The sequence below is a fragment of the Streptomyces sp. NBC_00872 genome (assembly GCF_045161915.1).
Taxonomy (GTDB): domain Bacteria; phylum Actinomycetota; class Actinomycetes; order Streptomycetales; family Streptomycetaceae; genus Streptomyces.
This window is the reverse complement of the sequence record NZ_CP108806.1, coordinates 8,788,947-8,813,573: the sequence shown is the minus strand read 5'-3', so window position 1 is coordinate 8,813,573 and position 24,627 is coordinate 8,788,947. Positions and strand designations below refer to the sequence as shown.

Sequence of the window (24,627 nt, the reverse complement as noted above, 5' to 3'; positions counted from 1 at the left end):
CCTGGGCGTAGTTGGGGCATTCGGGTGCGCGGAGGCTGCCGGGGGCGCGATCGTGGCTGTGTCGGTTCTGGGGAGGGAATCATGACCGAGCGTCTGCTCGCGCCGCACGAGGCGGCCATCGCCGCGGCCGGTGTCCGGGTCGTGCTGCACAGCGTGGTCGAGGGGGAGCTGGATGAGGGCATTCTGACGCAGGCACTGGTTCATCTGCGCGCCTGCTATCCGCTGATCGCGGGGAAGATCGTCACTGGGGAGGGAGAGGGCCGGCCACTGGTCCGGGTGGAGGAGGCGGCCGCGGGGCCCACCCTCCATCACGGTGTTGATCTGGGCAAGGAGATCAACGCGCCCCTCGCGTGGGACCGCGGCCCGCTGCTGCGGCTGGCCGTGGTGCGCGAGCCCGGTCGTACCCGGGTCGTGATGACGCTGCCGCGCGCATTCGTCGACGGTATGAGCTACCTGGCCGTCCACCGGCGTCTGTGGGAGCTCTACACCGCGGTCGCCGAGGGCCGGTCCCTGCCCGCCGATCCCGTCCGGCCGGTGCTGGGACCGGCACTCGACGACCTCCTCGCCGCCCGTTTCACACCGCAGCGGCTACGGGACTTCGTCGCCGAACGCGCACGGCTGGATGCCGAGGCCCCGCCCGCGCTCCTGCCCGCCCTGGCGGCACGTGACGGCGGCCCCGGTCCCGACATGACCTTCGCGATCACCGGCGTCGGAGCCGACATCGATCAGTGCGCGCGGCTGGTCGAGCGCGCCCGCGACGCCGGGCTGACTCTCAACGCGTTGGTCTCCGGTGTCCTGCTGACCAGCCTGCGGTCACTGTTTCCCGTTCAGGACGGGCCGGTGCGGATGCTGTGCACAACGGCGGCGGACATGCGCCGCAGACTCTCCCCGCCACTGCCCGCCGAGGTTCTGCAGTCCGCGGCGACCACCACCTCCATCCGGCTCCGGATCACCGACCACGCCCACCCTGCCGAGGTCGGACAAGAGCTGGCCGCCCAGTTGCGCGCCGATCTGGAGAGCGGGGCGGCGGCGATGGAACTGGCGGCTTTCCCCTACATGCTCGACCAGCACCCGCCCAGTCTGGTCATCACCAACGTCGGCACCATCGCCGAACCGGTCCTCCCGGACGGCCTCAGGATCAGCGATGTCCGCCTGGCCCCCCTCGGCCATGTGCCGATGGTCTTCGCGGTCGTCAGCCGCTACCAGGGCCGACTCGCCATCGATCTCACCTACAGCAGGGCCTGGTATACCGACGCCCAGATCAGGGAACTGAGCAACCGACTGTCCGCCGCCGTCGACAGCCTGACCACATAGCGGTGGTTCGGATGCCGGGCGTGATGCCAGGACCTTCGGAGGGCCTGCCAGGCACTGGACTTCGAGGCTGTCTTCGCCCGCCCGTAGACGTGGCAGAACAGCCGGTCCGGCGAGCACGGCGCGTCCGACGCGTCCGACCGCAGCCACGGTGAAACGTCCACGGCCACGACCAGGCGTCCGTCCGGGAAGCGGGGCAGCGGTAGGCCGACCGGACGTGACTATAGCCGCGCGGTGTCGATCCGCCCCTGGTTGAGGCCTCCATACATCGCACCGTGCCCGCGTCGGCGCTCGGGCAGGAGCGTCGGCTCCACGGCCGCCAAGTTCGAAGCGCGTTTCGGAGCCGGTCCAACCGATGCCAGCCTGCCGGTAGCGTGACCGGCATGACAGTTGAGGGCGGGGCGGCGCAGGGCGAAGCGCTGAACGGCGGGATGGTGAACGCGGGTGCGGTCTTCCGCCGCGGTTCCCTGGTGGAACGCCCGGCGCCGCCTACCGCGCGCGCCCTTCACAGCCACCTCCGCGCGCTCAAGGAGCACGGCTTCGACGCGGCTCCGACCCCGGTCCAGCTCACCACGGACGGCCGCGAGCAGCTGACCTACATTCCCGGTGACGTCGCTTTGCCGCCGTTTCCCCGCTGGGTGATGACGGAGGCCGCTCTGAGTTCGGTGGGAAGCCTGCTACGGCGCCTGCACGACGCCAGCTCGGCCGTCACCGTGGACACCCGCGCCGCGTGGCCCCAGGCTCTGGCCGACCCTGAGGGAGGAACGATGCTGTGCCACAACGACGTGTGCCCGGACAATGTCGTCTTCCGCGACGGTCGAGCCACAGCCTTGATCGATTTCGACCTGGCGGCACCAGGACGACCACTGTGGGATGTCGCCATGACCGCCCGCTACTGGGTCCCGATGCTCGATCCCGAGTCTGCGGCAGCCCTCTACCCGGCCGGGCTGGACGTCCCGAAGCGACTGCGACTCCTCGCCGACAGCTACGGCCTCTCCCCGCAGCAGCGCGCTGAACTGCCCGGAGTCATTGAACAGGCCACCGCGTCCTGCCGGGCCTTCGTCGCCGACCGCGTGGCCGACGGTGACCCTGTCTACACACAGGTGCTGTCCGAGCGCGGTGGTTGGCAACGGTGGGACCGCGTTCAGGAGTGGCTCGTGGCCCACCGCGAGGTGTTCACGACCACCCTGCTGGACTGACCGGCCCGGAGGTTGAAGAACAAGCTCAGCTTGTCAGGTTGTAGGCCCATACCCACCCGTGCCGGGTCTCGGTCTGCAGCCACAGACGGACGCCGAAGTACGGGTCTGTGGCCAGCTCGTACCGGTCCCGGTGCAAGGCCACACATCCACGGCTCCATTCCTTCGTGACAGTCGGACTCATCGGACCAGCATGCGAGCCAGGCACCAAAGGCTTCTACGGGTTGAATCTCAAGCTCGGGGCTGAGCGAAGTCGCCCTTGTGGACCGGCATTACGCCGAGAACAAGATTCTCCATGGCCTCGGGCATACGGCCGAACCGGGCCGGCCAGTCGGCCACGGCGTACAGTTCGCCCTGTTCGTCCAGGCCGAGAAACGCGCGACCGTGGTCGAGCTCCCCCACAGGAAACAGGCGATGGCCGATCTCCTCACTCCACTCGCCGAAGTAGTCGCCCTCACCCACCGCGAGCAGCGGGTCGAATTCGATCGCCTCCCGCGCACGCGTGATGCCGGGACCACGGTCGCCAACCCTCAGCCCGCCGAAATCCCGCAGAAACTCCTAGAGGCGCCGCCCCATCAAACGGGACAACGTGCCCGGCGCGGTGGAGGCTGTCGGCTGGCACCTCATAGCCTGGGCCGACGAACCAGACACCCGATGAATCTGTACCTGTGGGCAGTTCAGGTGGCGCTGTAAGCGTGCGGTGGCGACGGCGTGCTCAACACCGTTACCGGAACAAAGCGTTGGTGCGGGCCGTTTGCGCAGACCCTTGACAGGAACGGGCGGCAGCTCGACTATTCACCAAACATAGGATGTAAGTGCGGTCCAGGCCCTCGGCCCACCGGAAGCACCTCTCAGACGCATACATGCGCGCTGCCCGACCCGCCACGTCAATCGTCCGGTCACTCAGAACGTCTCGTCTCCGTACATGGGAAGGACCCGCCCGTGTCACCACAAGGTTCGATCACGCGGAGGCTGCTGCGCCGCGTCGGCCCGATCGCAGCGGCCCTCGGTCTGATTCTGACGGCGCCCGTAGTTCAATCCGCCGCTGCCGCGCCCTCCGTGACGCTCTACGCGTCGCCGTCCGGGGCGGGTTCGGCCTGTTCTTCCTCGGCCCCGTGTTCTCTGTCCGGTGCCCAGGAGGCGGTTCGAACTCATCTCGCCGCAGACGGTTCCGCGGACGTCAGCGTACTGCTGGCCGACGGTGTGTACCGCTTGTCGAGGACCTGGTCCCTCGGCCCGGCGGACTCGGGCACGCCGGGCCACCCGGTGGTATGGAGGTCCGCGCCAGGGGCTCATCCGGTGATCTCGGGGGCCTCACAGGTCACCGGATGGACGCAGCGCGGATCGAGCGGGGTGTGGTCCGCTCCGGTACCCAGCTCCAGCAACAGCCGCCAGCTGTACATCGACGGCCACAAGGCCCCGATAGCGCAGGCGACCCCGGCGAGCCTGGGATTCCGGGGCTCGTGGACCGGGACGTCGACGGGCTACACGATCTCCGGCGATCCGGCGGCGATGGCGTGGTTCGGCTCGCTGACCGCGAGCCAGGTGGCGGGAGTCGAGTTCGGCTACCCCGGTGGCAACGGGCCGTGGACCGAGTCGAGGTGCCGCGTGGCAAGCTTCTCCGCGGCGGCCGGAACGCTGAGGATGAGCCAGCCGTGCTGGACCAATGTGACGGCTCGGGCGTCCTACGCCCAAGCCAGCGGTGGCCTGCCGTCCATGTCGCCCCACACGATGCCCGCGCGGATCGAGAACGCGCAGGCCCTGCTCGGTTCCGGGCAGTGGTTCCTGGACGGCGCCGGCGGCACGTTGTACTACAAGCCTTCCGCGGGCCAGCAGATGTCCGCCCTCGACGTGGAACTGCCGCGCCTCGAGACCCTGGTCCAGGGTGCCGGTACTCTCGCGGCGCCCATCCATGACATCACCTTCAGCGGTCTTCAGTTCTCGTTCGCGACCTGGAACGCTCCGTCCACCGGCTCCGGGTTCGCCGACGTGCAGAGCAATCTGCGGATGACCGGCGCGAACAACCAGGGCATGTGCACGTTCTCCAATCCCGCGGGAAGCTGCCCCTGGGGATCGCTGACCCAGCCGCTGGCGAACGTCTCGTTCACCGCCTCCAAGAACGTCACGCTCACCGGCAACCGGTTCACCCAACTCGGCGGAGCCGGACTGGGCGTGATGTACGGAGCGACCGACACCCTCATCCAGGGCAACGAGTTCACCGACATCGCCTCGACCGCGATCCTCCTCGGCTGCACCTACGACCCGCTGCCGACCAACCCGTCCGACGCTGCGGGGATCAAGCAGAACTGCACCCCCAATGGAGCGAATGAAACCGCTGCGATCGGCACCAACGAGATCCTGACCGGTACCACCGTGGCGGACAACGTCATCCATCACATCGGTACCGACTACTCCTCGGCCAGCGGCATCACCCTGCTGTTCTCGCAGCACACGACCATCACCCGGAACAACCTGTACGACCTGCCCTACACCGGCATCACGGCCGGAGTCATCCAGGGCCATGTCAATCAGGCGAGCACCCCGCAGAACACCACGAACATCAACAGCTCGAACACCATCAGCAACAACATCCTCCATGACTATCTGTCCGTCCGCAGCGACGGCGGCGCCGTCTACGTCGAGGGACACCAGGCGCAGTACGTGTACCAGGCGGACGGGACGACGATCGACCCGGTGCGGACTCTGGCCAAGGGCCTTCAGGTCACCGGCAACATCGCCTACAACGGCCCCACGACCAACTTCACCTACTACAACGACGCCGGCTCGGAATGGATCAACTGGCAGGGGAACATCGCCTTCCGCGCCGGTGACAAAGCACACGGCGGCTGTAGCCCGACGGGCCACTTCTGGATCACCGGCAATTACTTCTCCGCCGGCATCCAGTCCTACCCGTGCGCCCAGCCGGTCGACACCCACGCGAGTGGGAACACGACCATCCCGGCGACCCCCAGGCCGACCGACCTTCCCAACGCCCTGCTGCGCGCCGCGGGCACGGGCTCCGGCTCCTTCACACCGGCCCTCTCCGTCCCCGCGAGAATCTTCTACGTGTCGCCCACGGCCAACGCGACGGAGGTCCTCGTCGCCGGCGAGGGCTTCGGCCCGGCGACGCCGGTGTACATCGGCACCACCCCGGTCGCCGGAGTGACCCACCTGTCCAGCGGATTCATGATCGTCCCCGTTCCGGCCGGCACCTCGGCCGGGCAGATCTCCGTCACTCCACAGGTCCCTGGATCCATCCGGCTCAACGACGACGACAGCACAATCACCTACAGCGGATACGCGTACGCGGGCGGCCGCTCGTACGGCGACCACCAGAACGACGTCCACTACGCGACGGCGAACGGGGCGACCGCGTCGCTCACCTTCACCGGCACCAAAGTCACGGTCTACGGGGAGCAGAACACCGACCAGGGAAACATCGGCATCAGCATCGACGGCGGACCGCAGCAGGTCGTCAGCACACTGCCGAGCGACGGCGTACGACATGCGAACGTCGCGGTGTACACGTCCGGTCTGCTCTCCTCGGGCAGACACACCATCGTGGTGACCAAGCTGTCCGGGCAGTACAGCACCCTCGACGGATTCACCGTGTGAAGGCGAGCGAACCGGTTTCGACGCAGCACTGACCGGAGGAACCGCTGCCCCCTTGCCGCGCGGCGAGGGGGCGGCGGAAGGCCACCCGGCTTCGACGAAGAGCGGTACAGGAAACGTGACACCGTCGAGCGCGCCATCAATCGGTCCAAGCAGGCACGAGCCGTCGCCACTCGCCACAACATGCGCGGCTACGTCTTCCTCGGCACCGTCACCCGCCGCAACCCTCGTCATCTGGCTGTCGACCGGGGACGTCAGCGGTGGACCGGCAGCCAGGTGACGATGGTCAGAAGAGGGTCACCTTTCGCATCCAGTGGCGCACAGCCCCAGCCACGGTGGCCACCCCTCGTGCCCCAGAAGACCACGACCCCACCGCTCAGTCGGGGGGATGCCGGCATCGGTGAGCGCTTCGGCCACGGCTGTGCGGTATCGGCGCCGCTCGGCGTGGTCAACGGTTGGCTCCTCGACGGTACCGTCGGCGTTCACCGATGATCCTTGTGCTGGGCCAGAACGCGGTCACGGTATGCGCGCCAGGTGTCGAACGCGGAGTGTGCCGACTCCTTGGTGAGGAAGTCTCCCGATCCGATGTCGAAGGCACGTGCGTCCAGCGCGTCGGCGAGGGCGAGCGCGGCGTGAGCTGCTGCGTCGCTGTCGCCATGGATGAACAGACCGACTCCGCCGACCGACTCGCCGTCTGCTTCGTCGATGGGTGTGCTGATGGAGAAACCGGGTCCCTCGTAGTCGCCCCAACCATTGGTTGTGTACTCGATACCGGGCAGGAGATCGGTGAGGAGAGTGCGGATCTCCCGTCCGGTTCCCAGACTCGGCGGGTCCCAGTCGTCGGCGATCTGATCTATCGACTCGGCCTCGGGCGGAGAGCGCATGATGAAGACGTCCCAGCTCATACGGTCAGCGTAACCGCCGATGATCCCGACAGCCCGGTGGGCGGCAGGCAGGGTTTCGTGAACGTGCCAGTGAGCGCCACCACTTGTGTTCCCGCCCTGCGACCGGATGCCTGGTCTCGGGCCGTCCGTCCGGGGTGGTCAGGCGACCGGGTGGGCGTGGTGATGGGGCATGTGGGGCCGTACCCGCGGCTTCGTGCGCCGCACGGCGCTGACCTACCCGGCTCCCGTTCCCGCCGGGCGTGGCCGATCGAAGCTTCCCCGTCCTTGTCAGCCCCGGCAGGGACGGGCCCTCACATGTGTGCCGTGCTCATGAGCATGGAGTTGGGGCCTCAGCCACAGAAAGCCAGCCGCGCTGAGGCGTAGTCCGGGGTCATCGTCGTCCCACGAACGCTTCATCTCCCTCATCGGGCAGGCCCGCGCAATTACCGCGCGGTCAGACCGACTTGACCTCGCCGCCGTCCATGCGGACGACCGATCCGGTCATCCAGCGAGCCGCCGGTGAGACGAGGAACGCCATCAGTTCGGCGATCTCCTCCGGGCGGCCGAAGCGTCCGATGTCGACCTTCTGCGGAAAGTCGGCGGTGGCCTCCTCTACGGTCATGCCGTGGGCGGGCGCCCAGTGTTCGAGATAGGAACGGCGGCGGCCCGTCATGACGGCGCCGGGCATGACGCTGTTGACCTGGACGCCGTCATCGATGCCGCGGTCGGCGAATGCCTTCGCGAGGGCGGCGATCGCGGCGTTGGTCGTGCCGACAGCCGCGTAGAGCGCCTTGGGGAAGATGGCGGAGTTGCCCGACATCAGCACCACGGAACCCTTGGCCTCGGTCAGTGCCGGCCATGCCTCGATCGTCAGGCGCCGGGCACCGTGGAGCTTGAGGGCCATACCCGCGTCCCACTGCTCGTCCGTCATCTCGAACAGATCGATCTGGGGCACCGCGCCGGCGATGTTGAGCAGGGCGTCGATACGCCCGAACGCCCCCAGCGTTTCCTCGACCACCGTCCTGGCCGCCGAGGGCTCGGAGAGGTCCAGACCGACAACATGGGTCTCGGCCCCGGCCGCCCGCACCTGGGAGGCGGTGTCCTCCAGATTGGACCGGTTGCGTGCGACGAGCACGATCGAGGGAAAGTCCCGGGCCAACCGGATCGCCGTGGAGCGACCGATACCCTGGCTGGCCCCGGTGACCACCGCTACGGGGTTGGGCATTGCACTTCTCCTTCGCTGTTGACGAGTTGCCGGCCCACGAAGATCGACCGGACAGGGCCTGGGCGGGCGCGATCCGCACACCGCCGGGTGCGATGCCTACGCGGTGGGGAATTCGCGGATCGCCGTGGCGATCTCCTCGACATGGGTCTCCAGGGCGAAGTGGCCGGTGTCGAGAAAAAGCGGACGTCGGCGTTGGGGATGTCGCGCTTGAAACTTTCGGCCCCGGCCGGCAGGAAGAAGGGATCGCTCCTGCCCCACACCGCGAGCAGCCGCGGCCTGCTGGTCCGGAAGTACTCCTGGAACCTCGGGTACAGCGCGTACGGAACCTCGGGTACAGCGCGTCCGGATCGCTTGCCGGTTGGCCTTCGACGGCGACGGGAGCGTCTGAGGGGTTGTCCATCGCATGGGCCTCCCGGTGGGTCCCGCTGAGCCGTCACCGACCGGATCCGGCCTCGCGCACCGCTTCCATCACGATGGCGACGACCTCGGCCGGCGCTGTGAGCATGGGCAGATGGTCGGTGGGAGCCGTACGCGTCCGTGCATTCATCCGTCCGGCCATGAAGCGCTGGTTCTCCGCGGGGATCATGCGGTCCTCCTCGGCCACGAGGAACCAGCTCGGCCGGTCCCTCCACGCCGGACGCCCCACCGGGACCCCGATGCACCCGGCGGCGAGCGGCCGCTGCGTGGCGGCCAGCAGTACCTGCTCCCGCGCTGACGCCTGTTGGGCGAAGGCGCCGGCGAAGGCATCCTCGGGCAGCCAGATCAGATCGTGGCGGTCGGGTCCGAGCTCGGGAGCCCGCGGATGCCGTTCGCCCCGGTAGAACACGTCAGCCACCGTCTCGCCCTCATCCGGGGCAAGCGCGGTGACATACACCAGCGAAGCGGCCTTCTCGTCGCTGGTCGACGCGATGACCGCGCCGGAGTAGGCGTGTCCCACCACGACCACCGGGCCGTCGACCCGCTCCAGCGTCCGTTCGAGCGCCGCGACATCGTCGGCGAGAGAGGTCAGCGGCAGTGGCGCGGCGACCGACTTCACTCCTTCGGACCGCAGCCCGGCGATCACCTTGTTCCAGCTCGATCCATCGGCCCAGGCAGCGTGCGCCATCACCACCCCGACCGTGTTCTCGTGCATTCCCGCTCCTTCGAAGCCCCCACGTTCGGACATGGTCAGACGCGTTCAGGCAGCAGAAGTCCAGCACGCTCCGGCTCTGTTCCTCGCAGACACGCTCGGTCCGGGCTTCGTCAACTCGATCGCCACACTGTTCGACACGGAGATCGACCGGATCGAGGACGGCGACGACGGAGATGGAGATGGTGCGCCATGGCGATCTGTGGCAGCCGCGCGAAACAGGCCGCACACCGGAACCGGCGCAAGAACGGCCGGGACACCGGCTGAGCCCGCAACAGTACGGCCTTCGGCACCCGCGGCGAAGGCCGTTCAGGCGGTTGCTTGCCAGCCGAGCGCCGGGCCGAGTTCGGTGGCGATGTCGGTGAGGATCTGGACGTAGTCGTCGTGTTCGAAGGTGAAGGGCAGCGCGAACGCGACCTCGTCGATCTCACGGAAAGCGGCGTGTGAGTAGAGCCGTTCGGCGATCTCCGCGGACGTTCCGACGAGATCGAGCGCGAACATCATGCGCGCCGGCCCCTGCGGCGTGGCGGTACGCGGTGTCCGCTTCCGGGCGTATTCCTCGTACTTCTCGCGCTGCGCGGGCGAAGCGGTGTCGGTGGGGATGACGACGAGCCCTTGGGAGACGCGGGCACGGTCGCCGTCGGGATGGTGGGCGCGGAATGTCCGTATGTGCGAAAGCTGGATCTCGGCGAACTCCTCGGACTCCTCCGCCTTCACAACGCTGCTGGTCAGGAAGTTCATCCCGTGCTCACCGGCCCACTGGGCCGACCGCAGACTCGCTCCGCCGTACCACATACGGCGGCTCAGACCATGGGAGTGGGGCTGGACGCGGTCGGAGAACACTTCGAAGCCGTCGACACCGCTGAAACGGCTGACCGGTTCGCCGCGTACGAAGTCCAGGAGCCGCCGCACGCGTTCGTAGCTGAAATCCTCGGCATCCGCGCTGTCGGGGTAGAGCTCGTGTTTGATCTGGTCGTAGTGGATCGGCGGACCGACGCTGACGCCCGGATTGAGGCGGCCCCCGGACAGGATGTCGACCGTCGCCAGGTCCTCCGCCAGCCGCAGCGGGTTCTCCCATCCCATGGGTATGACCGCTGTGCCCAGTTCGATGCGACTGGTGCGCTGCGAGGCCGCCGCCAGAACGGCGACGGGAGAGGCGATACCGTACTGCAGATGGCGGTGGCGCATCCACGCGCTGTCAAAACCGAGCCGTTCACCCAGTTCGATGATCTCAAGTGTCGACTCGTGGCCCCGCCGGGGGTCGGCCTCGTCGAACAATCCGATGGTCAGGAAACCCAGCTTCCGCAAGGGTTCCGAGGGCAGCGGCACAGGGATCCTCCATGGTCTTGCGGCATGCTCCACCGCACACCAGCACCCTCCGATTGTGGCAGGCGGCCGTCTCACGCAAACCCGCGGACCTGGTGCGCGGCACCCGTACCGCCCTCGGAGCCGCTTCCGCTTGTACGAGTGGGTCGGATGGTCCCGGCGCAGGCCGTGACACCGGGGGCCGGCGGTCGTTGAAGGAGGCAGTGGTTGGCGGGCCCCGGACGTGGTGACGTCCGGGGCCCGCTGCCGTCCGCACCACCGGTACGGCCGGTACAGGCCGTGAGTACGCGGCAGGCGGTCGGCCGGACAGGCCCTAGGGAACTCGGTAGACGAAGGACGGGAACGGGTCTGTCGTGGCGTCCCGCCAGGCCTGTTCGATCTCGTCGGGGGCCTGTTCCCGGGCTCGGGCGAAGGCCGATACGCAGGCGGCGTGGACGTCGGTCTGGTCGGCACGGCGGGTGAGGGCGAGCAGGTGGCGCAGGGCGTCGACGGCCTTGTCGGGGTGGCCGTCGGTGAGATGGGTCCCGGCCGCCGTGCGGAGGGTGGCGGCGAGGGCGGAGTAGGTGGCGGTGAGCGCGGCCTCATGGATCCGCGGGTCGGTGTGTTCCATGAGCCGCCGCAGGATGGTCTCCGCCTCCTCGTAGCAGGTCAGTGCCTCGGTGTCGTTCCCGGTGCGGCGCAGCGCGCGGGCGAGGATGCGCAGGCGGTCGGCGACCAGAGGCTGGTACGTGTCCCCGTCGGACTCGGCCAGCCGGCGTGTGATGGCCAGGGACTCGCGGCCGTTGGTCACGGCGGCCGCGTGGCGGCCTGTGGAGCGCTGCCGGACGCTGAGGTTGGCGAGCGCGCGGGCCAGTTCCGGTTCGTACGTGCGGGGATCGAACGCGGCGGCGCGACGGTACGCGTCCGCGCTCCCCTCGGTGGCCTCGACCGCCTTGCGGTGGGCGCCCTGCCGCCGGTGGCAGAACGCCAGATCGTCCAGCGCCTCGGCGAGCACGGGCACATAGACCTCGGGCTGGGTACGGGCGAGCCGGGTGCAGAGGTCCGCCAGCTCGCGCAGGGCCAGCCGTTCTCCCGTGGGGGTGTCCAGCTCGCCGAGGTGGTGTGCCAGACATCGCAGCGCGAGTACGAGACGCCGCTCACCGGCGATCTGGTCGCGCTCGGCCAGGGCGCGGCATACGAGCACGGCCTCCTCGGCGGTGTCGCGCGCCCGGGGCAGATCGTCGGTCGCGCCGTAGCACCAGGCCAGGTCGGTCAGGAGCTGGGCGCGCAGGGGAAGGATCTCGGGGTACAGCCGCAGGGCGAGGCCGTCGGTCCACTCGCGCGCATCGGTACCGGCCGCGACAGCCTCGTCGTACCGGCCGAGGGCGCGCAGTCCGCCGGTCAGCTCGATCAGTACGCGGGCCTGGATCATCTGGACGCGGAGCAACCGCCACAGGGACATGTTCCGCAGCAGCGCGTGGCACTCCAGATAGATCTCCACGGACTCCTCATGGCGAGGGAGACGGCCGAGCACCCACGCGTGCGTACGCAGGGCGCCCAGCAGGCTCCCCAGCGACCGGTCCCTGCGCTCGGGCGTGGTGTGCCGGTATGCGGTCACGCAGTCCCGGGCCGCGGTGAGCGCCTCGTCCGGCCGGTCCGTCTCCGCCAGGGCCACGGCGCGGGCGTGAAGGGTGTAGGCGGTCTGGGTCACGGAGACGCGGGCGCCGGGGACCGCCAGGGACTCGTCCGCCGCCGCGAGCGCGTCCTCGTACCGGCCGGTCCGCAGCAGCGCGTGGGCGTACAGGGCGAGGGCGCGGGCCAGGCCGTCCCGGTGAGCCTGGCGTCCGCGCCGGCCGGCGGCGAGGGCCCGGTACACCGCGACGGCGTCCTCGCCCCATGCGAGGCGCCGCGCCGGCGGCTGCTCCCGCAGCAGCACCCAGCCGGGCGTGAGGCACCGCGTCAGAACGGTGCCGAGCAGCGGCCGGCCCGCCGGGACACCGGCACGGGCCAGCAGACGCAGTGGCGGTAGCAGAATGCGCGCGGTCCCCATACGTTTCCCCCTTGTACGGAGGACGGCCGGGCCCGCGCCCTGGTTGCGCACCGCGGCCGGAAATGCGTGCACAGCGCGCGCCGGCCGGCCGGGCCCGTGTGCACACCGCGCACCCGGTCGGCCCGACCCGCCGGTGCGCGCGTCCGGTCGGCCGGGTCCGCCGCGATGGCACGGCCGGGATCCGGGCCGGTGCGGCAGGGGCGCACAGGTGAGTCGGCAGGAGGGTCGGCCTCGGGCTTATGTCGACTGCGGCGGTTCCATTCGTACTTTCATCACACTTCGTGTTCACATGAAAGCGCAAAGTCATCTTCTGTTTTTGGTCAACCAGAGGAGTTGCCATGCGTAACCGTCACACCCTGCGTCTCGCTGTCACCTCGGCCGTGACGACCGCCGTACTGACCCTGACGTCCGGAGCGGCGTTGGCCAGCGACTGGTACGGCTATCCGCAGTCGAATCAGCAGGGACAGCCCCAGCACATCCTGGCCTGCGGTTGCAGCAACCTCAACGAGGGCAAGCGCGGTTCCTACTACTTCGACCACCGGGGACAGGACGCGACGATGTTCAACGACCGTGACTGTCCCCGGGGGCACGGGCACTACACGTTCCGGGGCGACTCGGAGCGGAACGCGTCGTTCGGCTGGAAGAGCATCCACATCCACTGCTGACGGCCACGGTCCGTTCAAGGCGCTTGAGGCGGTCGAGGCGCCTGAGGCCCTTGAGATGCTTGAGGCGCACGACGGCGAGAGCCCGGAACCGCTCGGTTCCGGGCCCTACTTCAGGCTCTGGTCAACTCCCGGGGACCCGAACTCCGCGCGTGATCTACTCGGGCCATGCCGTTGCTGATGCTTGACCTGGACAACACCCTGGTCGACCGCGACGCCGCCTTCCGGGAGGCGGCGGCCGCTCTTCTGGCAGAACACGCGCTGCCCGAGTCCGACATCGCGTGATCCGTAACGCCGGACTGGACACGCTCGTTCGCGGCTGGGTGATCTCCGAGAAGGCCGGCCACAAGAAGCCCGCTCCGGAGATCTTCCTCGCGGCGGCGGCCACCACCGGGGCTTCCCTCGACGGGGCGTGGGTCATCGGTGATTCACCGCGAGCCGACATCGCCGGGGCCGACGGGATCGGCGTCCGCAGTGTGTGGGTGTCGGGCGGTCGCCCGTGGACGGAGACGGACTACCGGCCGACCCTGGTCGCGGACGACACCGCGTCCGCCATCCACCACGTCATCCGCACGTCGCGGTAGCGGGCTTCCCGCACGAGTGCCCCAGAACCCCAAGTACCCCAAGTACCCCAAGTACCCCAGAACACTGACGAACGGCACCCTCCGTGAGACTCAGGGGAACAGCAGGATCCCCACAAGCACCAGCACGACAAAGGAGATGAGGAGAATCGTGGTGGTCCGCAGACGGTGGTGTTCCGGTACGAAACTCTCCGAACGGCCGCGGGGGCGATCCTCCGGCAGCTCGGGATTGTCCGGCCGGTCGCGTGAGTAGAAGTCGGTGTCGGCCATAAGAACCCCTTAGAGGTCATGACTCCTCATGGGGCCGGGGACTATGGCCCCATATGCCCATTTTACTCTTGAAAAGGGCGCTCGGATACGGCATTGGCGGTACCCGACCGGCCCGCGTACGGGAACCGGACGTGGCGGATTTGTGTCTGCCATGGGGACAGGATGTGGGCTACCGTGCGCCGGCCGCGCGGCAGCGACCGCGGGGTACGGCATACGGCGGGAGTCGCACCGCGCTCCCGTATGGGGGAACGCGATGAACTGCACGGATATCCACGGCTCCACGGTCCGCGCGGCCGTGGCGACGCGTCCGCCCGGACCGGGCCGCCGCGCCGCCGAGGGGGAGAAATGAACGCCTGGTCCGTCCCCGGATATACGGAGTCCCGCGAGCTGGGCTCCGGCGGCAGCGGGCGGGTCGTCCTCGCCGTCCATGACGCGACCGGTGTCCCCGTCGCCGTCAAATACCTCAGCGAGCGCCTGCGGACCGACTCCGTCTTCGTCCGCTCGTTCCGGGCCGAGGCGCGTCTGCTCAGCGGTCTCGGCACACCGTATGTGGTGGGTCTGTACGAGTATGTCGAGGCGCCGGGAGGCGCCGCCATCGTGATGGAGCTGGTCGACGGTGTCGCCCTGAGCGCGCTGCTGCGGCGGGAGGGGCCGACCGGTCCCGAGGCGGCGCTCGTGGTGCTCAAGGGATCGCTGCTGGGACTGGCCGCCGCGCACCGGGCGGGCGTCGTCCACCGCGACTACAAGCCGGGGAACGTCCTGGTCGCCACGGACGGTTCGTCCAAGCTCGTGGACTTCGGTATCGCCACGGGCCGTGGCAGCACACCGGGCGTGGCCGGAACTCCCGCCTATATGGCCCCGGAACAGTGGAACGGGGAGCCCGCCTCCCCCGCGGCCGATGTCTACGCGGCGACCGCGACCTTCTACGAATGCCTCACCGGCCGCAAGCCGTTCTCCGGCGAGAACTTCGCCGAGCTGGCGCTCCAGCACATCGGCGCGCCCGTTCCCGAGGGGGAGGCGCCCGAACCGGTCCGTCCGCTGATCCGGCGCGGCCTGGCCAAGGAGCCCCGGGAGCGGCCCCACAACGCGGACGCGTTCGTCGCGGAGCTGGAGGAGATCGCCGGCGCGGCCTACGGTCCGGACTGGGAGGAGCGGGGACAGCGGAAGCTCGCCGCGCTCGCCGCCCTTCTCCCGCTGCTCCTCCCGTACGCGGGCAGCCCGTCCGCGGGCACCACGGCACTGGCCACGACGGCGCTGGACGGCGGACGACGCGATGGCCGGGGCGATGGGCCGGGCGGTGGGCACGGCGGTGGGCACGGCGGTGGGCACGGCCGTAGCTGGAAGCCCGGCCTGAGAGGGGCGCTGGCCGCCGCGGTCGCCCTGGTCATCGCCGTCGTGGCGGCTGTTGCCGCGGGGGCGGTGGGAGACAGCCCGGGGCGGACGACGGCCCAGGCGGTCACCACCGCGGGCCCGGCCCAGAACCCCGGCGCGGAGTCGGACACCACCGCGTCCGCGGGCCCGTCCGGCTCCGCGAGCCCGTCGCCGACCGGCGGTGCCTCTCCCGGCGGCTCACCCTCCGTCGCGGACGGCGGGAACGGCGGGGACGGTGGGACGGCCGGTACGCCCAGCACGCCGCCCGTGGTGCCGCCCCCGCCCGCCCCACCGTCCCCGCCCACTCCGTCGGTCACACCGAGTTCCTCCGCCCCCACGCCGGATCCCGTACGCGTGAAGTCCGTCTCCGTCACCGGTCTGCGGCAGACGGGTACGGCGACCGCCACCGCCACCGTCGACATCGCCACGGACGGCACGGGACCCGTCACCGTCGTCATCACCTGGTTCGCGGGCGAGACATCCGGTGAACTCGGCGCCCAGGACGGCGCGCAGACCTTCCGACGCGAGGGCGCCACGCAGTACACGATCCCGCTCGACCACACCTTCCAGCGGCAGGCCTGCTACTGGGGCGTACAGGCGACCACCGATCCGGCCCCGGCGAGCGGCGGTTCCTCGCAGCAGATCGTGATCCGGCGGTGCGTCATCTCATGAGCGATCCCCGTATCCCCTACTACCGCGACGACGGGGAGCCCGAGCGCCCGGACAGGCCACCGGAGGACCGTCGCCCGGAGAACGAGAACGAGAGCGGGAGCGGTCCCGGTCCCGGTCCCGACACCTACAGCGCGACCGTCCTCGGCAGCCACTGGTTCGAACGGCCTGATCCGACCCTGGACCCGGCGGGAGATCGGGCACTGGACCCGGCACCGCCCCCCGCGCCGGTTCCCCCGGATCCGCTCCCGGCGGCGGCACCGGACCGGGTGGAGGGCCAGGTCCTCCGGTTCGGTCCCGGAGTGACCGCCGCTGTCCGGAACCGGCACCGTGAGAACACCACCGCCGCCGCCCTCTGGCACGGCACCCTGCCCGGACAGCCGCCCGGACCGGAGGGACCCCCCGAGCGCCGCTCCGGAGGGCCGCGCCGGTACGCGCTCGCCGCCGCGGTGCTGCTCGCCGTTCTGGTGTTCCTCGCCTGGCAGCGGTACGGGCCCGCCCTCGCCGTACAGGACGTGACCGTACGAACCGCCTTACGCGGGCCGGAATGTGACGGGACGTCGGACATCGTCGGCGTGGTGCGGACCAATGGGCGCCCCGGCACCCTCACCTATCGCTGGGTGCGCGGCGACGGCACGTCCTCCGGCCTGCTGCGGGAAAAGGTGACGAGCGGTCAGAAGACGGCCCGTCTGCATCTGTTGTGGACATTCCGCGGCCGGGGAGAGTACCGGGCCAGGGCGGAGCTGCGGATCATCTCGCCGTCCCGGCACACGGCCGTCACACGCTTCGTCTACCGGTGCGTCTGAGCCGCCGCCGCGGCGCCGTGCCACGTCGGGCGGCTCACCCGGTCGGCCGACCGGGTGAGCCGCCCGGGTGAGCCGCCCGTCGGCGGTCAACCGGTTCGGAGGCCGGCTGACCGCTTGGCCGGGCGGCCGACCGGTCAGCCGTTCACCACGACGAAGGCCTTGTTGTTGGCCAGATTCGGGTCGAAGTCGCTGATCCTGAGGTCGGGCCGGTCGTTGAGGGTGACCGCCTTCCCACGGGCGCCCGGCACGACACGGTCGACACGGAGGGAGAACGGGAAGGTGTGACTCGCCCGCTCGTGCAGGAAGACGGGCGTCGAGCAGCGGTAGCGGGGCGCGCCGAGCTGCTCCTCCTGCCAGGCGCCCGAGGCGTCGAGCGCGTAGCACTCCTCCGGCTTGGCGGTGACCGCCGTCCCGCGCGGAACGGTGAAGTCCACGGTCGCCACCGGCTCACCCGCGCCGAGGGAGGCCACCCACGCCGGGCCGCGGTTCTTCACCGTGACCGAGGCGGTGACGGTCTCGCCCGCCGCGCCCTCGACCTCGCCGCCGATCAGTTTCAGATCGGCGGTGTTGATGGCGTTGATGAGCATGGAGCGGTAGTTGTCCGACGTGTCGACGTCGGCCTCATCCACGGCATCGGCCACGGAGTCGGCCGCGGCTCCGCCCACCGCGCCGGCCAGCCCGGCGCGGGCCGGGGCAGCCGCCGGGCGCGGGTCGAGGTCGGCTCCGCCGCCCCGGACGAACGGGCGTCCCGCGCGCGCCTGTTCCAGCGCCTCGTCCGAGTACGGTTCGGCCGCGTAGTCGAATCGGTCGTAGAGCACGCTCTTCTTGGTCCGCAGCGCGCCCGCGTCGAGGGAGAAGGTCCGGCCGGGGGCGATGGGTTCGTCCAGCACGCACAGGGCCCAGGTGCCGACCGGGGTGGCCGGCGGGTTCTCGTCGAGATACCCGCAGTTCCCGTACCGGGAGGCGAAGTCCAGGCCGTGCGAGGCGAACAGGGTCAGCAGGGTGCGGTCGGCGGTGCGGTTGCCGTTGTTGGCGAGTGTGACGGGTACGTCGACCCGGGTCCCCGGTCTCACACCGTGCCGGTTCGGCGCCTGTCCGAGGCCCAGATCGGGGCCGTTGCGCACGGTCACGGCCGTCTCGGCCGGATACGCCGTCAGATCCCCCGCGACGGCCGTGCTCCTGATCGTCGCGACCGTACCCTCGACGGCGGCGGACGTGGCCGTTATCCCGATCTCGGCCCCGTGGACATGGTCGTTCGTGGAGAGTCCGGGGAAGGCGCACTCGCCGGTGACGGTACGGTCCTGGCCCGTACCGCCGGTCCGCTCGGTGCAGTTGGCGGGCCAGGTGATCTCGGCGAGGCCCGCCAGCTCGGTGACATCCACGGTGAGTGTGCCCCCCGGCACCACCATGTCCGTGTTGTCGTGCGAGATGTCGATGTTCAGGGTTCTGGTGGGCGCGTCACCATTGGCGTCCGCGCCGAGCAGGGCCAACTCGTACGGAGCCGCGATCCACAGCGCGTCCGACCCGTCGGCGCGGGCGGGTCCCGCTCCGGCGACGACAAGGGCGGAGACAAGTGCGAAGGCGGCGAGGAACGGTGTGATGAGGCGACGGGTCGAGGTCGGGGTCAGGCGTCCGGTCATGACGTCTCCCATGGTCAGAAAATACAGCTACGGTCATCACGACCCGCGGGAGAGCCGGAAAGTTGTACGGGGCACACCGGGCCTGCGCCGGCTCTCGGGACACCCCGTACGGTCGTTGACGCACTTCGGATACGTCGCCTTGCCTGGTATCCGGTCACGCCGGTGGGCGCCGCGCGTCCCCGGCCGAACCGGGGCATGACAACGGCGTAAAAGGTGCTCAGGGGGTTCTCCGGGGGCACCCATTCGGGCCCTTCCGGTGGGCCTGACCGGCCCCGGGGCCCTTCGTCCGGACCGGTCCCCACCGGTTCCCACCGGCCCGCGCCGTCCTCCGCCGGACCCTCACGCGCCCCGCCGCCGGCCGGGCCCCACCCGGACGGCAACCGTTTGACATCGGGACACAACGGGCACCGATCGCCCCCGACAAGGCTGACCACGACACCCACGAGCCGCGGAGGAGAGCCATGCGCGAGGCGAGCACGTCGGCGCGGACCACGGTCACGGCCACCGTCACCGACGAGGAACTGGCCGCTCTGGTGGCCCATTGGCGGGCCGCCAACTATCTGGCGGTCGGTCAGATCTATCTCATGGCCAATCCGCTGCTCACCGAGCCGCTGCGGCCGGAACACATCAAACCCCGGCTGCTGGGCCACTGGGGTACCTCCCCGGGGCTGAATCTGGTCCACACCCATCTCAACCGTGTCATCAAGGCCCGGGGCCAGGACGCGGTCTGTGTCTGGGGACCTGGGCACGGCGGCCCCGCGGTGCTGGCCAACGCCTGGCTGGAGGGCAGCTACTCGGAGGTCTACCCGGACGTCGGCAGGGACCGGGACGGTATGGCCCGGCTCTTCCGCCAGTTCTCCTTCCCCGGCGGAGTGCCCAGTCATGTCGCGCCCGAGACGCCCGGCTCGATCCACGAGGGCGGCGAACTCGGCTATTCGCTCTCCCACGCCTACGGCGCCGCGTTCGACCATCCGGATCTGCTGGTCGCATGTGTGATCGGCGACGGAGAGGCGGAGACCGGGCCGCTGGCGGCGTCCTGGCACTCCAACAAGTTCCTCGACCCGGTGCGCGACGGCGCGGTGCTGCCGATCCTCCATCTCAACGGCTACAAGATCGCCAATCCGGCCGTGCTCGCGCGGATCCCCGAGCCCGAACTGGACGAGCTGCTGCGCGGCTACGGCCACGAGCCGCTGCATGTCGGCGGCGACGACCCGGACACCGTCCACCGCGCCATGGCCGCGGCGATGGACAGCGCGCTGGACCGTATCGCGCTGATCCAGCACACGGCCCGGGAGGAGGGCGCCACGGAGCGGCCCCGCTGGCCGGTGATCGTGATGCGTACGCCCAAGGGCTGGACCGGTCCCGTCACCGTGGACGGACTGCCCGTCGAGGGGACCTGGCGCGCGCATCAGGTGCCGCTGCCCGCCGTACGCGAGAACCCCGAGCATCTGCGGCAGTTGGAGGCGTGGCTGCGCTCGTACCGGCCCCAGGAGCTCTTCGACGACCGCGGCCGGCCATGGGCACGGGTGCTCGACTGTGTGCCCGAGGGCACGCGGCGGCTCGGCGCCACGCCATACGCGAACGGCGGTCTCCTGCTGCGCGAGCTGCCCGTGCCGCCCCTGGAGGCATACGCCGTACGGGTGGACCGGCCCGGCGTCACCCTGCATGAACCGACCCGGGTGCTGGGCGATCTGCTGGAGGCGGTCATGGAGGCCACGACCGGGCGCCGTGACTTCCGGGTCGTCGGTCCGGACGAGACGGCGTCCAACCGGCTCCAGGCCCTCTACAAGGCCTCGGGGAAGGCCTGGCAGGCCCGGACACTGAGCGTCGACGAGCATCTCGACCGGCACGGCCGGGTGATGGAGATCCTCTCCGAGCACACCTGCCAGGGCTGGCTGGAGGGCTATCTCCTCACCGGACGGCACGGTCTCTTCTCGTGCTACGAGGCCTTCGCCCATATCGTCGACTCGATGGTCAACCAGCACATCAAGTGGCTGAAGGTGTCCCGTACCCTGCCGTGGCGGCGCCCGGTCGCCTCCCTCAACTATCTGCTCACCTCGCATGTCTGGCGCCAGGACCACAACGGCTTCTCCCACCAGGACCCCGGCTTCATCGACCATGTGCTGAACAAGGCGCCCGAGGTGGTACGGGTCTATCTGCCGCCGGACACCAACACCCTGCTCTGTGTCGCCGGCCATGTGCTGCGCAGCCGGGACCATGTCAATGTCGTCGTCGCGGGGAAGCAGCCGTGCTACGACTGGCTGACCCTGGACGAGGCGCGGGCCCACTGTGCCCGTGGCGCGGGTGTGTGGGAGTGGGCCGGTACCGAGCGCGAGGGCGAGGAGCCGGACGTGGTGCTGGCCTGTGCCGGTGATGTCCCGACCCAGGAGGTACTGGCCGCCGCCCTGCTGATCCGCCGCCATCTCCCCCGGCTCGCGGTCCGCGTCGTCAATGTGGTCGATCTGGCCCGGCTGCTGCCGGACACACTGCACCCGCACGGACTGTCCGACAGTCAGTACGACGCGCTGTTCACCCGCGACAAGCCGGTGATCTTCGCCTACCACGGCTATCCCTGGCTGATCCACCGCCTCGCCTACCGCCGTGCCGGCCACGAGCATCTGCATGTGCGCGGTTACGAGGAGTCGGGCACCACCACAACACCCTTCGACATGGTCGTCCGCAACAACCTGGACCGCTACCGGCTGGTCATGGATGTCATCGACCGCGTCCCGGGGCTCGCCGTACGCGCCACCCACGCGCGGCAGTCGATGGAGGAGGCCCGGCTCAGGCACCACTCCTGGATCCGTGAGCACGGGTCGGATCTGCCCGAGGTGACCGACTGGACCTGGCAGCCGGTGCCCGTGGACAGCGAGATCTACCCCACGACGCGTCTGTGAGCGGGTCGGCCGGCGGTCGGTCCGGTACGAGCACGTCGGTCCGGTACGAGCACGTCAGGCCGGTACGGGCGTCAGTCCGGTACGAGCACGGCGGCTCCCTGTACCCGTCCGCCCGCCAGATCGGCGAGTGCCCGGTCGGCCCTGCTCAGCGGGTACGGGCTGGTGGTGACCTGGATCCCGATGCGCTCGGCCAGCTCCAGGAACTCCCGGCCGTCGTGGCGCGTGTTGGAGGTGACGCTGCGCAGATTCCGCTCCTGGAAGAGATGGCGTTCGTAGTTCAGCACGGGAATGTCGGTGAGATGGATCCCGGCGACGGCGAGCGTCCCTGAGCGGTCCAGGGCCTCCAGTGCCACCGGTACGAGATCGCCCACCGGTGCGAACAGGATCGCCGAGTCCAGCGGCTCCGGCGGGCGGTCGTAGGCGTCGCCCGCCGAGGCGGCGCCGAGGTCCAGGGCGAGTCGCCGTGCCCGCGCCGACCGGGTCAGCACATGGACGGTGGCGCCCTCGGCGAGGGCCACCTGGGCGGCGAGATGTGCGGAGCCGCCGAATCCGTAGAGTCCCAGCCGCCCGCCCTCGGGCAGTGCGCTGCGGCGCAGCGCCCGGTAGCCGATGATCCCCGCGCAGAGGAGCGGTGCGAGCAGGACCGGGTCCTGGGATTCGGGCAGCGGGTAGGCGAAGGCCTCGGGCACCAGGGTCAGATCGGCGAAGCCGCCGTCCGCGTCCCATCCGGTGTAGAGGGACCACGGGCAGAGATTCTCCCGGCCGGCCAGACAGTAGCGGCAGGTTCCGCAGGTGCCGCGCAGCCAGGCTCCGCCGGCCCGGTCGCCGGTGCGGAAGCGGGTCACCCCCTCGCCGGTGGCGATCACCCGGCCGACGATCTCGTGTCCTGGGACGGTCGACGGGCGGTGGGGGTTCAGATCTCCCTCGGCGAGATGCAGATCCGTACGGCAGACACCGCAGGCCTCCACATGCAGCAGCAGATCCCCCGGGCCGGGGACCGGTGTCCGGCGGCGGATCCGGACCAGCGGCCCGGTGGCGATCGGTCCGGGCGTCTCGACGGCCCAGGCGCCCAGGGCGTCGGGGATGGACGCGGGAGAGGCGGCGGAAGCGGGAGAAGCCATGTATCCAGCGTGCGGCGGGGGCCGACGAGGGGCAAACGGTCGGCGGCCCGTCCGCCGCCCCACCCTGCCGGGGCCCGGTACGGCGCCCGCCGAACGCACGGCCGCGGCCCGCCGAGCCCGTACGTCGGCCGGTCCGTACCGTTACCCCCGCCGGTCCGTACGGTCGCCCCGCCGGTCCGTACCGTTGCCCCCGCCGTGCCCGCCGCCGCTGCCGCGGGTCGAGCCGGGCTCGACCGCGCGGGTGCGTCTCAGGGGCGGTTCAGATACGCGAGGCCCGGGTGCGCTTTCGTGTAGCCGTCGACGAGGTGGTGGGCCACGGTCACCGAGTCCACCAGCGGATGGAGGGCGAACGCCTTGACGGCGGTGGCGCGTGAGCCGCTCGCGGCGGCGGCGAGGACCTCGCGTTCCACCGCCTTGACGGCGCCCACCAGACCGGCGGCGTGGTCCGGCAGCGGTGCGACGGAGAGCGGATGGGCGCCGTTCGCGTCCACGAGACAGGGCACCTCGATGACCGCGTCGTCGTCGAGCACCCGCAGGGTGGTGCGGTTGCGGACGTTGAGGATGAGCGTGGTGCGCTCGTCGCGGGCGATCGCGCGCATCAGGGCGAGGGCGACCTTCTCGTAGCCGCCGGACTCCAGATCGTCGGCGTCCCGTTCTCCGACGCCCGCCGCCTCGCGGTTCTCCGTCATGTACGTGGCCTCGCGTTCGGCGCGGGTACGGTCCCAGGTCGCGAGGGCGGGCGCGTCGGGGTGGGCCATCTCGTCGTAGAAACGGGCCTGTTGGTCCCGGAGGAACGCGCCGCGCGTCTGCTCGGCCTCCTGGTAGGCGCGTACCGTCTCCCGGTTGAAGTAGTAGTAGTGCAGATACTCGTTGGGGATCGCGCCCAGCGACCGGAGCCACTCGGGGCCGAAGAGCCTGCCCTCCTCGAAGGAGCCCAGCGCCTCGGTGTCCGCGAGCAGGCGTGGCAGTTCGTCGCGGCCGGCCACCAGCAGACCGCGCAGCCAGCCGAGATGGTTGAGGCCGACATAGTCGGGCGACGCCTCGTCCGGGTCGGCGCCCAGGATACGGGCGACACGCCGGGCCAGTCCCACGGGTGAGTCGCAGATGCCGATGACACGGTCGCCGAGGTGGCGGGACATGGCCTCGGTGACCAGTCCGGCGGGATTGGTGAAGTTGATGACCCACGCGTCGGGTGCGAGCCGGGCGACGCGCCGCGCGATGTCGACGGCGACGGGCACGGTGCGCAGTCCGTACGCGATACCGCCCGCGCCGACCGTCTCCTGGCCGAGGACACCGAGGTCCAGGGCGACCCGCTCGTCGGCCGCGCGTCCTTCGAGCCCGCCGACGCGGATCGCCGAGAAGACGAAGTCCGCGCCGCGCAGCGCCTCGTCGAGATCGGTGGTGGCCGTGACCGCCGGCGCGTCGGGGACACCCTCCGCCTGCTCGGCCAGCACACGGGCGACGGCCGTGAGCCGGGCGGGGTCGAGATCGTGGAGGGTGACCCGGGTGACCCGGCCCTCGGCGTGGTCGGTGAGGAGCGCGCCGTACACGAGCGGCACCCGGAACCCGCCACCGCCGAGAATGGTCAGCTTCACGCGGGAACCGCCTTTGCGTCGGCCTCCTCCGGCACGGCACGGATCACCGCGTCCATGGGGGCGTTGGTCACTGCCACTACGGGACCGGCGGCGCGGGGGCCGCTCGCCGGGAAGCCGCCGAAGCTCCTGAGGCCGCCGAGGCCCCTGAAGCCGCCGAGGGCCCTGAAGCCGCTGAAGCGCGGACCGCACAGGATCAACGGAAGTCGTCGCTCGGCCGGCCCGCCGTGAACATTACTCGTCGGCCGACGCTCTTCGCCACGCGCCGTCGTGCGCCCTCCGGTGCCGCCTGCCGGGCCAAGCCGG

18 protein-coding genes and 1 pseudogene are annotated in these 24,627 nt (G+C 70.3%); 8 read left to right on the top strand and 11 right to left on the bottom strand.

Going from position 1 to position 24,627, the window contains the following annotated elements:
* The first annotated feature begins 81 nt into the window (after positions 1 to 81).
* Positions 82 to 1,314 carry a phthiocerol/phthiodiolone dimycocerosyl transferase family protein gene (locus tag OG214_RS37055; protein ID WP_405987278.1) on the top strand — a complete coding sequence of 411 codons (1,233 nt, stop codon included), beginning with the start codon at positions 82 to 84 and terminating at the stop codon, positions 1,312 to 1,314.
* A 26-nt stretch (positions 1,315 to 1,340) separates the two neighbouring features.
* Here OG214_RS37055 and OG214_RS37050 read toward each other — a convergent pair.
* Positions 1,341 to 1,625 (bottom strand): annotated as a pseudogene (locus tag OG214_RS37050) (transposase); the annotation flags it as partial.
* 69 nt (positions 1,626 to 1,694) lie between these two features.
* Between OG214_RS37050 and OG214_RS37045 the strand changes: the two are divergent.
* The gene (locus OG214_RS37045) at positions 1,695 to 2,510 is read left to right on the top strand and encodes a phosphotransferase (RefSeq protein ID WP_405987277.1); all 816 of its coding nucleotides are present in this window, start codon (positions 1,695 to 1,697) and stop codon (positions 2,508 to 2,510) included.
* A gap of 228 nt (positions 2,511 to 2,738) precedes the next feature.
* Here the strand turns inward: OG214_RS37045 and OG214_RS37040 are convergent, their stop codons facing one another.
* Positions 2,739 to 3,059 (bottom strand): SUKH-3 domain-containing protein, encoded by a 321-nt coding sequence (locus OG214_RS37040; protein WP_405987709.1) that lies wholly within the window; start codon positions 3,057 to 3,059, stop codon positions 2,739 to 2,741.
* Between the two features lie 747 nt (positions 3,060 to 3,806).
* Between OG214_RS37040 and OG214_RS37035 the strand changes: the two genes are divergently transcribed.
* Entirely contained in the window at positions 3,807 to 6,122 is a 2,316-nt protein-coding gene (locus tag OG214_RS37035; RefSeq protein WP_405987276.1) for a hypothetical protein, read from the top strand.
* Between the two features lie 479 nt (positions 6,123 to 6,601).
* Here OG214_RS37035 and OG214_RS37030 read toward each other — a convergent pair whose 3' ends face one another.
* The 5 genes from OG214_RS37030 to OG214_RS37010 all read right to left on the bottom strand — a co-directional run bounded on the left by OG214_RS37030 (position 6,602) and on the right by OG214_RS37010 (position 12,712).
* Positions 6,602 to 7,024, bottom strand: a complete 423-nt coding sequence (locus OG214_RS37030) for a hypothetical protein (protein WP_405987275.1) — start codon at positions 7,022 to 7,024, stop codon at positions 6,602 to 6,604.
* Between the two features lie 433 nt (positions 7,025 to 7,457).
* A complete protein-coding gene (locus tag OG214_RS37025) occupies positions 7,458 to 8,228 on the bottom strand; it encodes an SDR family oxidoreductase (protein ID WP_405987274.1) in 771 nt (256 codons plus the stop codon).
* A gap of 433 nt (positions 8,229 to 8,661) precedes the next feature.
* Positions 8,662 to 9,360 carry an alpha/beta fold hydrolase gene (locus OG214_RS37020; RefSeq protein ID WP_405987273.1) on the bottom strand — a complete coding sequence of 233 codons (699 nt, stop codon included), beginning with the start codon at positions 9,358 to 9,360 and terminating at the stop codon, positions 8,662 to 8,664.
* A gap of 306 nt (positions 9,361 to 9,666) precedes the next feature.
* Entirely contained in the window at positions 9,667 to 10,686 is a 1,020-nt protein-coding gene (locus tag OG214_RS37015) for an LLM class flavin-dependent oxidoreductase (RefSeq protein WP_405987272.1), read from the bottom strand.
* Positions 10,687 to 10,996: 310 nt separating this feature from the next.
* Positions 10,997 to 12,712 carry a tetratricopeptide repeat protein gene (locus OG214_RS37010; RefSeq protein WP_405987271.1) on the bottom strand — a complete coding sequence of 572 codons (1,716 nt, stop codon included), beginning with the start codon at positions 12,710 to 12,712 and terminating at the stop codon, positions 10,997 to 10,999.
* A 338-nt stretch (positions 12,713 to 13,050) separates the two neighbouring features.
* Between OG214_RS37010 and OG214_RS37005 the strand changes: the two genes are divergently transcribed.
* Together OG214_RS37005 and OG214_RS37000 are read left to right on the top strand one after the other, a co-directional pair.
* The gene (locus tag OG214_RS37005; RefSeq protein ID WP_363086217.1) at positions 13,051 to 13,377 is read left to right on the top strand and encodes a MiAMP1 family antimicrobial peptide; all 327 of its coding nucleotides are present in this window, start codon (positions 13,051 to 13,053) and stop codon (positions 13,375 to 13,377) included.
* Between the two features lie 278 nt (positions 13,378 to 13,655).
* Positions 13,656 to 13,958 carry an HAD family hydrolase gene (locus tag OG214_RS37000; protein WP_405987270.1) on the top strand — a complete coding sequence of 101 codons (303 nt, stop codon included), beginning with the start codon at positions 13,656 to 13,658 and terminating at the stop codon, positions 13,956 to 13,958.
* Between the two features lie 90 nt (positions 13,959 to 14,048).
* On the opposite strand, the gene OG214_RS36995 is transcribed toward OG214_RS37000, so the two are convergent.
* Positions 14,049 to 14,225: a hypothetical protein gene (locus tag OG214_RS36995; RefSeq protein WP_363086440.1), complete on the bottom strand. Its 177-nt coding sequence runs from the start codon at positions 14,223 to 14,225 to the stop codon at positions 14,049 to 14,051.
* Between the two features lie 345 nt (positions 14,226 to 14,570).
* Between OG214_RS36995 and OG214_RS36990 the strand changes: the two genes are divergently transcribed.
* Both OG214_RS36990 and OG214_RS36985 read left to right on the top strand, forming a co-directional pair.
* Positions 14,571 to 16,268, top strand: a complete 1,698-nt coding sequence (locus OG214_RS36990; RefSeq protein WP_405987269.1) for a serine/threonine-protein kinase — start codon at positions 14,571 to 14,573, stop codon at positions 16,266 to 16,268.
* Positions 16,265 to 17,071 carry a hypothetical protein gene (locus tag OG214_RS36985; RefSeq protein ID WP_405987268.1) on the top strand — a complete coding sequence of 269 codons (807 nt, stop codon included), beginning with the start codon at positions 16,265 to 16,267 and terminating at the stop codon, positions 17,069 to 17,071. The genes OG214_RS36990 and OG214_RS36985 overlap by 4 nt, the downstream gene beginning before the upstream one ends.
* A 134-nt stretch (positions 17,072 to 17,205) precedes the next feature.
* Here OG214_RS36985 and OG214_RS36980 read toward each other — a convergent pair whose 3' ends face one another.
* Positions 17,206 to 18,711, bottom strand: coding sequence for a hypothetical protein (locus OG214_RS36980; RefSeq protein WP_405987267.1), 1,506 nt, complete (start codon positions 18,709 to 18,711; stop codon positions 17,206 to 17,208).
* Positions 18,712 to 19,172: 461 nt separating this feature from the next.
* Between OG214_RS36980 and OG214_RS36975 the strand changes: the two genes are divergently transcribed.
* Positions 19,173 to 21,608, top strand: a complete 2,436-nt coding sequence (locus OG214_RS36975; protein ID WP_363085729.1) for a phosphoketolase family protein — start codon at positions 19,173 to 19,175, stop codon at positions 21,606 to 21,608.
* A 71-nt stretch (positions 21,609 to 21,679) separates the two neighbouring features.
* On the opposite strand, the gene OG214_RS36970 is transcribed toward OG214_RS36975, so the two are convergent.
* Positions 21,680 to 22,729: a zinc-binding alcohol dehydrogenase family protein gene (locus tag OG214_RS36970; RefSeq protein ID WP_405987266.1), complete on the bottom strand. Its 1,050-nt coding sequence runs from the start codon at positions 22,727 to 22,729 to the stop codon at positions 21,680 to 21,682.
* Positions 22,730 to 22,977: 248 nt separating this feature from the next.
* Positions 22,978 to 24,324: a 6-phospho-beta-glucosidase gene (locus tag OG214_RS36965; RefSeq protein ID WP_405987265.1), complete on the bottom strand. Its 1,347-nt coding sequence runs from the start codon at positions 24,322 to 24,324 to the stop codon at positions 22,978 to 22,980.
* Positions 24,325 to 24,627 lie beyond the last annotated feature (303 nt).

What these genes read in the sequence shown, in the direction of transcription:
- OG214_RS37025 (WP_405987274.1), bottom strand. Translation starts at nt 8,228, where the DNA reads ATGCCCAACCCCGTAGCGGTGGTCACCGGGGCCAGCCAGGGTATCGGT.
- OG214_RS36970 (WP_405987266.1), bottom strand. Translation starts at nt 22,729, where the DNA reads ATGGCTTCTCCCGCTTCCGCCGCCTCTCCCGCGTCCATCCCCGACGCC.
- OG214_RS37030 (WP_405987275.1), bottom strand. Translation starts at nt 7,024, where the DNA reads ATGAGCTGGGACGTCTTCATCATGCGCTCTCCGCCCGAGGCCGAGTCG.
- OG214_RS37020 (WP_405987273.1), bottom strand. Translation starts at nt 9,360, where the DNA reads ATGCACGAGAACACGGTCGGGGTGGTGATGGCGCACGCTGCCTGGGCC.
- OG214_RS36995 (WP_363086440.1), bottom strand. Translation starts at nt 14,225, where the DNA reads ATGGCCGACACCGACTTCTACTCACGCGACCGGCCGGACAATCCCGAG.
- OG214_RS37055 (WP_405987278.1), top strand. Translation starts at nt 82, where the DNA reads ATGACCGAGCGTCTGCTCGCGCCGCACGAGGCGGCCATCGCCGCGGCC.
- OG214_RS36980 (WP_405987267.1), bottom strand. Translation starts at nt 18,711, where the DNA reads ATGACCGGACGCCTGACCCCGACCTCGACCCGTCGCCTCATCACACCG.
- OG214_RS37045 (WP_405987277.1), top strand. Translation starts at nt 1,695, where the DNA reads ATGACAGTTGAGGGCGGGGCGGCGCAGGGCGAAGCGCTGAACGGCGGG.
- OG214_RS37005 (WP_363086217.1), top strand. Translation starts at nt 13,051, where the DNA reads ATGCGTAACCGTCACACCCTGCGTCTCGCTGTCACCTCGGCCGTGACG.
- OG214_RS37010 (WP_405987271.1), bottom strand. Translation starts at nt 12,712, where the DNA reads ATGGGGACCGCGCGCATTCTGCTACCGCCACTGCGTCTGCTGGCCCGT.
- OG214_RS36975 (WP_363085729.1), top strand. Translation starts at nt 19,173, where the DNA reads ATGCGCGAGGCGAGCACGTCGGCGCGGACCACGGTCACGGCCACCGTC.
- OG214_RS36990 (WP_405987269.1), top strand. Translation starts at nt 14,571, where the DNA reads ATGAACGCCTGGTCCGTCCCCGGATATACGGAGTCCCGCGAGCTGGGC.
- OG214_RS36985 (WP_405987268.1), top strand. Translation starts at nt 16,265, where the DNA reads ATGAGCGATCCCCGTATCCCCTACTACCGCGACGACGGGGAGCCCGAG.